At 48.1% G+C, this 13103-nt stretch carries 8 protein-coding genes; 4 read left to right on the top strand and 4 right to left on the bottom strand.

Translation table 11 applies throughout. The annotated features are described in order from the left end of the window. Nucleotides 1-16 precede the first annotated feature (16 nt). Together SFW65_00940 and SFW65_00935 are read right to left on the bottom strand one after the other, a co-directional pair. Nucleotides 17-895 carry a DMT family transporter gene (locus SFW65_00940; protein MDX1921681.1) on the bottom strand — a complete coding sequence of 293 codons (879 nt, stop codon included), beginning with the start codon at nucleotides 893-895 and terminating at the stop codon, nucleotides 17-19. After that, complete coding sequence (locus SFW65_00935) at nucleotides 892-1818, bottom strand: DMT family transporter (protein MDX1921680.1); 927 nt, start codon at nucleotides 1816-1818, stop codon at nucleotides 892-894. The genes SFW65_00940 and SFW65_00935 overlap by 4 nt, the downstream gene beginning before the upstream one ends. Before the next feature lie 114 nt (nucleotides 1819-1932). Between SFW65_00935 and SFW65_00930 the strand changes: the two genes are divergently transcribed. Continuing rightward, nucleotides 1933-2835: a DUF2125 domain-containing protein gene (locus SFW65_00930; GenBank protein MDX1921679.1), complete on the top strand. Its 903-nt coding sequence runs from the start codon at nucleotides 1933-1935 to the stop codon at nucleotides 2833-2835. Here the strand turns inward: SFW65_00930 and alaS are convergent. Beyond that, nucleotides 2832-5492, bottom strand: coding sequence for an alanine--tRNA ligase (gene alaS / locus SFW65_00925; GenBank protein ID MDX1921678.1), 2661 nt, complete (start codon nucleotides 5490-5492; stop codon nucleotides 2832-2834). The genes SFW65_00930 and alaS overlap by 4 nt on opposite strands. Before the next feature lie 243 nt (nucleotides 5493-5735). Here alaS and SFW65_00920 point away from each other — a divergent pair, with 243 nt between their 5' ends. Continuing rightward, a complete protein-coding gene (locus SFW65_00920; protein MDX1921677.1) occupies nucleotides 5736-8654 on the top strand; it encodes a DotA/TraY family protein in 2919 nt (972 codons plus the stop codon). A 29-nt stretch (nucleotides 8655-8683) separates the two neighbouring features. On the opposite strand, the gene SFW65_00915 is transcribed toward SFW65_00920, so the two are convergent. Next, on the bottom strand, nucleotides 8684-9277 hold the full coding sequence (locus SFW65_00915) for a hypothetical protein (protein MDX1921676.1): 594 nt from the start codon (nucleotides 9275-9277) through the stop codon (nucleotides 8684-8686). A gap of 139 nt (nucleotides 9278-9416) precedes the next feature. Here SFW65_00915 and SFW65_00910 point away from each other — a divergent pair, with 139 nt between their 5' ends. Continuing rightward, nucleotides 9417-10271 (top strand): hypothetical protein, encoded by an 855-nt coding sequence (locus tag SFW65_00910; GenBank protein ID MDX1921675.1) that lies wholly within the window; start codon nucleotides 9417-9419, stop codon nucleotides 10269-10271. A 200-nt stretch (nucleotides 10272-10471) separates the two neighbouring features. Further along, nucleotides 10472-13042 carry a DotA/TraY family protein gene (locus SFW65_00905; protein MDX1921674.1) on the top strand — a complete coding sequence of 857 codons (2571 nt, stop codon included), beginning with the start codon at nucleotides 10472-10474 and terminating at the stop codon, nucleotides 13040-13042. Nucleotides 13043-13103: the final 61 nt, after the last annotated feature.

Genomic DNA, 13103 nt, shown 5'->3' with positions numbered 1-13103 from the left:
CATCACTTTTGAAAAATCAGCTTTGCGCAGCATCGCGTTGCTGTTTCACAATCAGGAAAACATTGGCGATAATCACAATCGCGCCGCCAACATAAATCCACATGCTTGGCACATCGCCAAACACCAGATAGCCTGCAATCGCGCCATAAATAAGTTGCAGGAATTGCGGCGGGCTGGAATACGCTGTTGGTGCAAGCCGATATGCAATCGTCAGGAATGTTTGCGCGAAGGAAAAAAAGATGCCGCCCAGCCCCATCAGCAACAAATCATGGGTTGTCATTTCCTGATAAACAAATAGCGCAGGGATAACCGAACCAATCATCAATGCGCCCGATGTAGTAATGGCAGCAATCTCCGAGCTTTCCGTTTGCATCATCTTGCGCAAAATCACTAACGAGCATGACAGCATAAACGTGCCCATGAACAGCGCCAGCGTCCACCAGTTCATGCTTTCATCAGGACGAACCGCAACCAGAACACCTATGAAATTCACTACCAGAACTAACCATACATATTTGGCAATCTTTTCCTTCAACGTCATTGCTGATACCAGCACGACAATAATGGGCGATGTAAAGATCATCACATAGAATTCCGCCAATGATACATGCGGCAATGCAAGATATGCCAAGGTCTGTCCTGCAATTTGCGTGACCCCGCGCGCAAGATGCAAACCGGGTTTATGAATGTGCAAAACGGTTTTCGTATTTGCCCGATGCTTTACGTAGGCATAGGCTGTCATGAGCAGTGTTGATGTTACAAACATCACCGCCATGACCTGAAACATGGAATAATTCTGTGATACGTATTTTGCTGTCGTGTCAAACGCCGTAAAAAATACAAAGGCGATAGCCGATACGATCATGCCAAGCAAAACGGGTGGGCATTTTATCATACAAGGGTTTCTTTCTTTTGCTGGCGATATTGCAAATAGATAATCATCGCATTGCTTAGGATAATGCATATCGCGCCCAGCACCACTTCGCGTTCCGGTAATTTATTGTTTATTACGGCGTGGGCAATTGTTCCCCAAAAAAACTGCAAAAACTGGCATGGGGCAATAAGATAAATCGGTGCCATTTTATACCCATGCGCATTACAGAAAAACGCCAGCGTTGTGAATACGCCCGTCAATAAAACTTGAAAAATATGTTCTGACGCAATCGGCTTGAATTCAATGGCAACCGGAATTGAAAAGAATACAACCAGCATGGTAATCGGATAAAAGATAAGACATAACGCTGTATCTTTGCGGCCCAAAAACCGTCCTAATAATGCGGTTGCACCAAACAGGCATGCCGCAATCAGCACATAAATGCTGTGGGTGTTAAACCCTTCCGTTCCCGGGCGCAGCGCAATGATGAGGCCAGTAAAGCCCGTAAGCAGCGCAGCCATTTTGGCAAAACCAATCGGTTCTTTTAAAAACAGCCCAGACAAACTTACTGCCAATAGTGGGCCAATAAAAATGATGGTATAAAAATTTGGCAGCGGCACATCGCGGATAGCGATAAACACCAGCACCGTTCCAACCGCCAGAAATCCGCCGCGAATGACATGAATTTTTAAATGATCAGTGTGCAGCACAACTTTTAATCCGCGCCAGCCTTTGCGGACTAATAATATCGTCACCAATGTGGCAAGCACCATGACACAGTTCAGCCACGTTAGTTGCAGCGACGGATACAGATGGGTATCTATCGACATCAATACGTCCTGACAGCTAAAAAAGAAGAAGCCAAAAAACGCAAAAACCATACCCTTAAAGGCGGCCGCATGATGGTTTGGTGGAGAGTTATGCTGTTCTGGCGGCGTAGACATGAGGGCTAAATCAGGGTTTTCTTTTATCATTTTCTTTTTATTGGGAGTTTGGCTAGTATCTGGGCAGAACCTGAACCTCACAACACAATTTTACTGAACATCCATTTTAGAATCATGAATCGGCGCGCGGCACTCTTACTTGGCATTCTGGTTGCCCTTCTTATTGCCTATATTTTTTACTGGTTCGATGTGAAAGCTAACGTCGTTGCACAGTACAACACATGGCAAAAAGAACAGACCGCTGCGGGCGCAACCATCTCTCCGGATATTTCAGTTGGCGGTTTTCCATTTGCGGTCACCCTGCGCAGCGACAATTTCAAATATGAACGCGCAGATGCCTTTCGTATTAATATCCCTGATTTAAAATTATCGGTTAACCCGCTTACTCCATTCCGCATAACGGCAACTTCAGAAAGCCCGGCAAAATTTTATTTCTTTAAAGCCAATTATACCTTCACCACCAAAAGCCTGATGGTAAGTGTCGCGCGCCCATTATTCAAAGCGCGCGGTAAAAATGATAATGGGTTATTTGTTCAAGTGCGCCTTACATCACTCGGGCTTGATGAAAGCCACAAGGTTGCGCTGGGCAATCTTGTGCAAGAACTAAGCTTTAAAGCCAAAGTCAAAGGCGTGTCGCCGATGTGGGATGACAAAAAATCTGTAGAAGCCTGGCGCGACAGTGAAGGTAGCATTGATTTAGACCGCGTATTTTTAAACTGGGGTTCATTGTTGGTAAACGCCAAAGGCAATCTGGTGCTTGATAAAGATAACCAGCCCAATGCAACCCTAAGCAGCACCATTAGCGGATATGAACAGGCGATTGATGTACTACGTGACCAAAACCAGGTACAACCGATTGTGGCGAGCGTGATCAAGGCTGCGCTGAAATTGCTGGAAGATCCAAAAACCCCGCCGGGCGAAGTAAAAACCATCCGCGTACCTGTGACAATTAAAGACAGCAAGCTGTCGATTGCAGGCGTAGATATTACAAGCTGGGATCCGTATCCTGTTCCTTAAGCTGCTGTCAACTTTTTCAAGCCATCTTCGATAGCCGAAATCGCTTCTGACATTTTATTTGGATCAGAACCTCCGCCTTGTGCCATATCAGGACGCCCACCGCCGCCTGTACCACCTAAAATCTGCACGGCTTGCTTCACAACATTTACTGCGTTTACTTGGCCTGTCATGTCTTCAGTAACGCCAACAACGACATTCACTTTGCCTTCAAATGAAGACAGCAGAACAATCACGGATTTTTCTTTCCGCTGCTGCTTTAGCGCATCAACGAGTGATTTAAGATCTTTAGGCGCAACATCATTCATAATTCTTGGCACATACGTGATATCACCAATTTTTTTATTGGCTTTTTCTCCAGCAGTCTCACCACCAATGAGTGCCTGACGCTTCACATTCGATAATTCTTTCTCAATCTTCTTATAATCTTCAACCAGTGATGCGATGCGCGTTGCAACATCGCCCGCATTGACGCGCAAGGCTTCCGCAGCTTGCTGCACCACGCGTTCCTGCTCATTGAAATATGCAAGCGCACCGATGCCTGTTACCGCTTCCACACGGCGGATACCGGCAGCTACGGCACTTTCGCTGATGATTTTAAAGAGGCCAATATCACCTGTACGTTTTACGTGCGTACCGCCACATAGCTCCATCGAGAATTGTTTTGTTTTTCCTTCTTCAAAGCCGCCCATGCTAAGCACACGCACTTCGTCATCATACTTTTCGCCAAACAAGGCCATCGCGCCTTCTTTCATCGCTTCATCGGGCGTGAGGATACGGGTTATCACTTCCTCATTTGCGCGGATGCGGTCATTGACCATATCTTCAACGGCTTTGCGCTGCTCCGCAGTCATGCTCACCGAATGGCTGAAGTCAAAGCGAAGTCTGTCAGGTGTAACTTGTGAACCTTTTTGGCTCACATGTTCACCCAGTACACGGCGCAAAGCTTCATGCATCAAATGGGTCGCGGAGTGGTTAGCGCGAATAGCGGAACGGCGTTCATGATTAACCAGCAGGTTTAAACCATCGCCAATTTTCACGTTACCTTTTTCAACAACACCGTGATGTACAAGCACATCGCCCGCTTCTTTTTTGGTGTCATCGACACGGATAACAGTATCACCAAGCGTCATAACGCCGGTATCACCCACCTGCCCGCCAGATTCGCCGTAGAACGGTGTTTGATTGATAACAATTGAAACTTTTTGGCCGGCATTTGCACTTTGTGCTTTTTTGCCATCAATAACAATCGCTTTGACCTGACCTTCCGCCTTTTCTGTTGAATAACCAAGGAACTCCGTTGCACCGATTTCTTCGCGCAATTCAAACCAGATACGCGATGTGGCCGCATCACCCGAACCCGCCCAGCTTTTACGTGCTTCGGCTTTTTGGCGTTCCATTGCTGCATTAAAGCCTTCAGTATCTACCGTAAGGTTTTTGCCGCGCAAAACATCCTGCGTTAGATCGAGCGGGAAGCCATAGGTATCATAAAGCTTGAATGCAACATCACCGGCCAACGGCTTGCCAGAAAGCTTCATCGCCTCTTCTTCAAGAAGCTTCAGGCCCCTATCCAATGTCTGTTTGAAGCGCGTTTCCTCAAGTTTCAATGTTTCGGAAATAAGTGGCTGCGCGCGGATGAGTTCAGGATATGCCGCGCCCATCAACTTCACCAATTCCGGCAGCAAGCGATACATGAGGGGTTCTTTTGCGCCAAGAATATGCGCATGACGCATGGCACGGCGCATGATACGGCGGAGCACATAGCCGCGGCCTTCATTGCCCGGCATAACACCATCCGCAATCAAGAAAGATGATGCGCGTAAATGGTCGGCAATCACGCGGTGCGATGCGAGTGATGCGCCTTCAGGTTTTACCTTGGTTAAGTCGGCAGAGAGATTAATTAGCGCCATAAACAAATCGGTTTCATAATTTGAATGAACGCCTTGCAATACGGCAGCCAAACGCTCCAACCCCATGCCGGTATCGATGGAAGGTTTAGGAAGCGGAATACGTTTACCCGGTTCCAATTGTTCATATTGCATGAACACCAAATTCCAGATTTCGATGAAACGATCGCCGTCTTGGTCTGCGCTTCCTGGCGGGCCGCCAGCAACCTTTGGCCCGTGATCATAAAAAATTTCAGAGCAAGGACCACATGGGCCAGTATCACCCATTTGCCAGAAGTTATCGGATGTAGGAATGCGAATGATTTTATCATCCGATAAGCCCGCAATTTTTTTCCAATAGCCCGCTGCCTGATCATCATCGGCAAACACCGTTACCAATAGTTTTTCTTTTGGCAGGCCGTATTCTTTGGTGATGAGATTCCACGCAAGTTCGATTGCAACATCTTTAAAATAATCGCCGAATGAAAAATTACCGAGCATTTCAAAGAAGGTATGATGGCGCGCTGTGTAACCGACATTCTCTAAGTCATTGTGTTTTCCACCTGCTCTCACACATTTTTGTGCGGTGGTTGCGCGGGTATAGGGCCGCGTTTCCGCGCCAGTAAAAATATTTTTGAATTGCACCATGCCCGAATTGGTGAACATCAAGGTCGGGTCGTTACGCGGCACAAGCGGGCTTGATTCCACCACGCTGTGGTTAGCGCTTTTGAACGTATCTAAAAAAGTGGTGCGGATATCCGTTAAGGTTTTCATGTAATAAAACGCCTGAGAGTTTGCGGTACTTAAAAGGTGGAGCGCTTATCTTATTGTCTAATTTCCATTGCGCTATAGGTATTTAGAGAGATTATGGCAACGACAGCCCCTTTTATGGGAGGGCTTGTTATCAACAACTACTTTGGTTTTTAGGTTACCTTTCGTTAACCATACCATTAATAATTAACCTTATAATGCAAGTATACAAGAATACTTTCAAAACTTGCGTGATACACTAAGTACATGAAAAGCTTCTTTAAGATTTTCTCGCTCAAACACCGCGCTGCTTCGCTCGCATTAGCTCGCGGGTCGGCTCACGGATTATCGGGCGCCTCCCTTAAACTGCTTCCGTTCTTCTTTTTGGCGATGCTCAGTTTCGCCCCTTTAAATGCGCAAGCGGCACCCCCTTATACGGGCACAGGACCAGGAACAGGCATGTTCGATTGCCTTGGCGAGCTTGATTGGGGCTGCCGCGTTATCGGCTTTTTATTTCAAGTCAATGACAACACCGTAACGTATTATAAAAATGGGGCACCCACTGCGCCAGAAGCACAGACGCCTGCGCTTAAAGCGCTGCGTGCAATGATGGAATTTTTCAGCAATGCGTTGCTGATCATCGCATCCATCAAACTGCTTTTTGAACTTGTACAGATGACAGCAGAAAGCGCGCAGACAGGACAGGTCGGCGGCAAGGATACGAATAAATTGTGGGCACCTATACGATTGGTATTTGCAATCGGCCTCCTTGTTCCAATTCCGAATGAAGGCGGATTAAATTCAGGACAGCTTATTGTTTTGCAAGTTGCAAAATGGGGCTCGGGCATGGCAAGCCAAGGCTGGAAAGTGTTTACCGCCAAGCTAGCAGAAAACGATACACTTACTGTTCCGCCACCGCCACGCGTCAAAGATCTTGCATATACCACATTCAAAATTTATGCGTGCAAAGGCTTTATCAATTTCTATGCCGCAAAACTGGGGATGCCGGATGATATTGTCAGGGGCGATTATGTTCCTGATGAAACTTCAGCGCGATATATCTTCAGAAATAAAATCAACAAAGATATCTGCGGCGTAATTCGATACAACGTGCCCCTGCAACAAGTAGGATTTAACGATGAGATCGATCGGATTTACATACAGTATGCTAACAGTAACCGGGATGATTTTATAAGCACCGAGGGTCAAATTGCAACCGAGGTAAGCAATATTATTCAGCCTTTCTTGCCAAGCGGCCGCACATTACCACGACCACGCAGCGAATATTTGGATAGCATCATCAACAGCTTTCAGCAGCAAGTCACCGACCGCGTAAATAATTCAAACACGCAAGTCAAACAGGCCATGACTGCCATTACCAACAAGATCCAAGAAGCCGCAGGAAAGCAGGGCTGGACATCTGCTGGAACATACTTTCTGGATATTACAAGAGCAGAAGGCCAACTCATCAACGGTGCATTAAGCATCCCAACAGCCATCGGGCCAAATCTGGATGTGTTTAAAAATTATCCTTCAGCCTTTGCAGGTTACCAGGAACTGATGACTTATCTTGATACAGCTGCGCGCCCGCAAGATGGCGGCGCAACACCAACCAGAGCGTCGATGACCGCCACCAGCGAAAACCAAAGCTTTTTAGATTTCTTGAAAACCTTTGTTCAGAACATCGTAACAGATCCTGCTGAAGAAATTTTCAAGTTCCTGGACAAGGCTGCGGTTTATGTTGGATTGTGGGACAAAGATAAGCTTAAAGCGTTTGGTGATTTGGGCGCAAGTACAAACCCGTTTGGTGAAATCGCAGCATTGGGCCACAAAAAAATCAAGCTGGCACTTAACTACGTAAGTTATGCCATTCTGGCATCCGGCGGCGGTGCGTTATTAGGGGGATTTGGCGGCGTAGGAAAAGTGCTTGGCGCAGGTATTGCGGCCCTGTCGGCACTGCTGATGATGATTGCAACCTTATTCTTTCTGGCAGGCGTATTGCTTGCCTACATTGTGCCGATGTTCCCATTTACGCGGTTCTTCTTCTCTATCCTGACATGGCTTGGCAGTTTGATCGAAGCGATGATTTTGGTTCCATTTATGGCGCTTGCGTTCTTAACACCAAAGGGTGAAGGGTTTACAGGGCCTAATACGCGCAATGCGATCTTTCTTATTTTCCAGCTATTCCTGCGCCCTATTCTTTGCCTGTTTGGTTTGATGTGCGCGATGGTATTGTTTTATGTCACCGCAAAGTTCCTCAACGCTGCCTTTTATGATGCCGCAGGTTCGGTTTATAAAAATGAAGTCGGTAGCGCGATGCAGTTCATGCAAAAACTTGTTTATAGTGTAATGTATGTTGGATTGATTTATTCGGCCGCGAATATTTCATTCAAGATGATCGAGCATATTCCAAAACATGCACTGAGATGGATGGGCGGCAGCGCAAGCGAAGAAAGCTATGATGATCATCAAGGATTTATGGGCATTGCAACCGCAGTGGGTGGTGGCCAATTGTTGAACAATTTGCAAAACCTGCCGCAAAACTTCTTGGCACCGATACAGAAATCTCTTGAAGCAAATGCTTCGCGTAAAGCAAGCAACAAAGCTAACACTCAGCACAACAATATGTTAGCTGCATTAAACGGCAACAGAGGTTCAAACGGCACCGGTAGCACCAGCGATAACATGCCACGAGGCCCCGGCCCAAGATCACCTCGGGGCGGCGCGGAGAACCAGTTGGTTAGCCATACCGACGATGCAGCTGCACCACATGGCGCAGCGCTAGATGGCGACAACACTCCAACAGCTCATACCCAGGTAGCGGGTGGCACAGGCCAGCAAGATGCTACAGCGGGAGCGGTAGCAGGTGATGGCAGCAGTGCAACACGGCCAGTTGTTGCGGCGCAGACATTTAACCAGCCAATAGCACCAGATGCAGGAAGAACAACGGCAACCATTGCAGCGCCTGCCTCAACAACGCAGCAAACCGTCGCATCATCAGGCGTAACGCAAGCACGAATTGCCACTGTACTTGCAAGCGTTAGAGCGATGGGTGACTTTGCAAGTTCTGCGCATGAATCAGCAGCGCGTAACGCCATAGAGGCACACTTGCGCAGCAATCCAAATGATGAAGACGGTGCAATTGTTGCTGGTCATCAGGCACGAAACAGCATTACATCAGCATAACGCATCACAATAAACTTGCTTATCTAAAATTATACCACAGCAGATACAGCAGCAGGTGCTTTGCTTGGCATTGCGTGAGCAACTACTTCCTGATTACGAGGCGCAGATGTTGGCGCTGAGGATGGCGTGGAAGACGGTGTCTGATCTGCTGGTTGTTCAATACTTGCCAAGCGGGTTGTATCCACGGCAACGTATGACGGAGCAGACGATGGGGCTGCTGCCAAACTAGCAGATGGACTAGCGGTAGCAGATACAGCAACGGACGTAGGGGCAGACGATGGCGTGAGCTCGCTGGTTCTATCATTTTTGCGCTGCGAACCATTTGGGTTCGCCTGATCGTTAAAAACCTCATTAAACCCATCTCTAACATTTTGAATGAATTCAGGTAAGTCTTCTCGGATCGCCACACCAACACCAATTGCCGTAGAGGCGGCCAGCACCATCTTTCCGGTAATAGCAACTCCAGCTATCACAGGCGCTGCACCTGTAGCTAGCATAACAGTACCCGCGACCAACAATATAGCGGACGCGCCTTTAGCAATGGCAAGCAGCCTATTGCCCTTTTGCCAATCACTAACCGCGCCAAAGCTTACGACATCTAATGCGTCAGTCCAAAATCCCATGCTGAGATTATGCTAATAAATGGCTTAAAATTATTATAATTAACTTTTTTTAAACGCGATAATACGACATAGTTCACGATATTTTATGATTTAGCGCCTATATTGATTAAGCATATTTAATGAAATTTTGGGAAAACCCATGGGCGTAGAAAAAGCTAAAGATCTTCCAGTTGTAAGGACTTGGTATCACCGCTTACTGATAGGAACCGGCAAGGTCATCGGTAAGACACTGGGTTACGGTGCTTTAGCCGTTTCGGCAATCTATGGCGCATGGCGTTATGGCGGTACATCACCTGAAGACAGGAAGCGCCAAACAGAAATTGACCAGGTAAATCAAAAAAAGGAACAAGATGACCTGATCCGGACTGATGAAGGTGTCAACACGCTGCGAGAGCAAGAAGCGAGACGTCTTCAAGCTATTACCCGATCAAGAGAAATTGAAAGAGAAATTCGCGATGCAAATCCAACTTTGAGTGATGATGACATTAAAAGAATGGTTCGCGAGCGCATTGCTGCGGAACAATCAACCCCCACTGGAACGCTTGGTACGCCATCATCTACGCCTTCCAGTACAGCAACACTCAGCAGAACGCAAATTTGGCCAAACGATGTGTGCGAAGCAAACGGACTTGCGCCCCTTAGCGCGCCAAGCGGTGCCCCGTTTAGCGGATTAGAAGTGAAGTGCGAAGGGGCAACTATTGCACCAAACGGAACAGCCACCGATCAGGCTACGGTTATCGTGAATACCTATCGTCGGCAAGGCGGCGTAATTGTAACCGCAAGCGGCAGACCTGTTATTGAGTCAAGCTTCCCTTTGACGGCACAAATCACAGCCAATGGTCAGGCAGTTACCCTGCCAAGCACCGCTTCCCTTGCCGCTGCGGATACGTTGATTGTTCAAATCAAGGATCCGGCAGATCCGAGCAAAACCGTTCCATCTGAAATACGTGTTGGTCAAAATAGAGACCAAATGCAGCGGTTCCGCACCCCTTAAACCGAACGCAATTGATTTAAAGACATAAACGGCTGCAAAAGGCTGTTTTTCTTTACACTTCGTTAACCTTGCCATTCAGAATTAAACCCTCATCAACTATTGTCCTTTAATCTTTTGGGATAAGGAACCCTTTGCCGACTTTTGCATGAGTCTGACCATGCCTAATGCGCTGAAGTTGTTCTGTAATATTAGAAAAAAAGATGATGCAACTGAGCAGTGGTTTTGAAACATCCGGACTTGCTGGTGAAAGCAAGATGTTAGGCGCGTTAAATGCGCACGGTGTTGCACGCTCTAAAATTTCATTCTCCAAATTTATCACCGCGATTGTTTTCTTACTCGCAGTTTTCTGTATCACCCCATCACCTGCTGAAGCGCAGATTTTTGACGCGGATAACGGTTCGGGTAGCGGCTGGGTACAAATGTTCCGCGGCAATGGCGCCGGCCCGATTGCTGACCCTGGTTCATCAATGCAATACGCAGCAGCGCTTCGTAACGCGCTGGGCATTTACAGCAACGCATTGCTGATTGTTGCAAGTGTTATTCTTTTATATCACCTGTTGGTGATGACCGGTGAAACGGCACACCAAGGCGTGATTGGTGGTAAGCGTACCAATCAGGTATGGGCACCCATTCGTTTAGTGATTGCGATTGGCTTGCTAGTTCCCCTCGCCTCCGGCTTGAATTCCGCGCAATACATAACGCTGCAAGTTATTGAATGGGGCTCGAATATGGCGAGCCGCGTGTGGTGGGCATTCCTTGATCAAGCTGGTTCTGGTGCAGGCACAAGCCCAACACCGCATATGCCCGATGTGGGCGCAATTGCGCGTGAAGCTGCAAAAATCGGCGCATGCATGCACCTTATCAATTTGAATGCGTCAAAGACCAGCGGCGGCGCAAAGAATATGATTACACGCCGTGGATACGGCCCTGCGATTTTATATGGAACGGAAAAATACGAAGCCTTATGCGGAAGCGTGATTATCTTTGCGATGGGCCCTGGTGCAGCGGCGGGTGTTGCCGGTATCGAACAAATTATTCAACAGATGCAATCCTATGCACCAAAATTCTTGCAAGGAACATCGGAATATAATCAAGACCCCGGCCCTGCGCCTGCAATGGGATTGGCGCTTGCGCTTGGAACCCTGGAATCGGTGAGTGGCGGTTGGAATTCCGGTGCAGGTTCTGCGGGTGCTGGCTGGGTTGAAGCTGGATCATACTTCCTTGAATTGGCAGCAGGCGGTAGTAACCGCGTTTCAGGCACAGACACATTGCCAATTATTACTGGCCCTAAATCCGAACTTATCCGTCCTGAACCTGTGCAACAGGCATTCTTTAAGATGGCGGAATGGATTGTCGGTAAATACACCTCGCACATTTCAGGTGGCGGCGCTGTTTCCAACATGATCGGTAACACAGTTGCCGGCCGTAAATTTGTGGACTTACTTTTATTATTCATGGATCAGCTGGGTGTTGTATCGGGCCTTTGGTCCCCTGGCAGCGTTGCGTTCTATATTGATTTAGGAAACAGCCCGCTTGCGGAGTTGGTAGATTTAGGCCACCGGATGATCCGAACGGCGCTGGACTGCGTGGGCGCCGCCGTGGATTTGGGCGTCAATGAACCGCAACACGCCATGTATTCATCGCAAGTCGCGAGCAAGGAAAGTAAGGCGTTTGGTCCAAAAGCCGGATTGTTCTGGGCGCAGATGGCTATTCCTGTACTATCGGCATTTGCCAGCGCGTTGATGAGCATGGGTATCTTAATCGGTATCTTCACACCAATGTTGCCATTTATGAAATTCGTTTTATCGGTCATGACATGGTTGGCGCTTGTTGTTGAATCGCTGGTTTGCGCACCGCTGATCGCACTTGCTTACCTGACGCCGTACGGTGAAGGGTTTGGCGGACAAAAAGTGGAGCCGAGCTACCATATTATTATTCATACCTTCTTAAGGCCGGTGATGACCATCTTCGGCCTCATCGCATCCATTCTGCTGTTCAATATCGCGGCACATTTGGTCACAACATTCTATCAGGCCATTACATCCAGCGCAGGCGCGTTCAAGGGCGGCATGTATGTGGTTGCGAAGGTTGCATTCGGCAATATGTATGTGTCGATGCTTTATACCTGCCTGAATATGTCACTTAAAGTGATGGACACGTTTGCTAAACACGCCACGCGCTGGATCGGCGGTAACACCCATGAAGAAAATATGGGCGATGCAGCACAAACCATTACTGTTGCTGAAAAGGGTTCCGCCATGATGTCGAGCTTTGCTGGGTCACTTGGCGGCGCGGCACTGAGCGCAGGTATGCAAATGTCAGGACACACACCTAGTGGCGGAGGTGGCGGACGAAGCGGGCAAGCAGGGAATAATGCCCGATCTATGACGGCCCCCCGAGGGCCGACCCCAAGCTCAACTGTAACGCCTACCTCAGCCACTCCTTCAGTGGCTCCCCCCCCCTCGGCGCCTACGATAGCGCCTACTCCACCTTCACTTACACGGCCAGCGCCAACTTCGGCTGACCATGATGCCGTTGTAAAAGGTGCACCGCGCAATCACAGTCCTGATATTATCGACCTTGCGACCAAGGCGAGAGCTGCATCACCCGACAAAGTGAAGTTTGATGAAGCATGGGCTTCTTTAGGAAACCAAATCACAAGTCCCGCTATGGCAGCCCACGTGACCAACGCAATCAACACCGCCATTTCAGCCAATGGCGATCATATGAATGCCGCACTCGCTGCCTTAAATGGCTACAGGCCACCATAACGCCTATGCAGGGTTATGAATTGCAAACGTCTTTGCTGTTGTATGTTTGATAAAAAAAGAT

This window comes from Alphaproteobacteria bacterium (genome assembly GCA_033762625.1).
GTDB lineage: Bacteria > Pseudomonadota > Alphaproteobacteria > UBA9219 > RGZA01 > RGZA01.
This window is presented reverse-complemented; position numbering and strand designations above follow the sequence as displayed.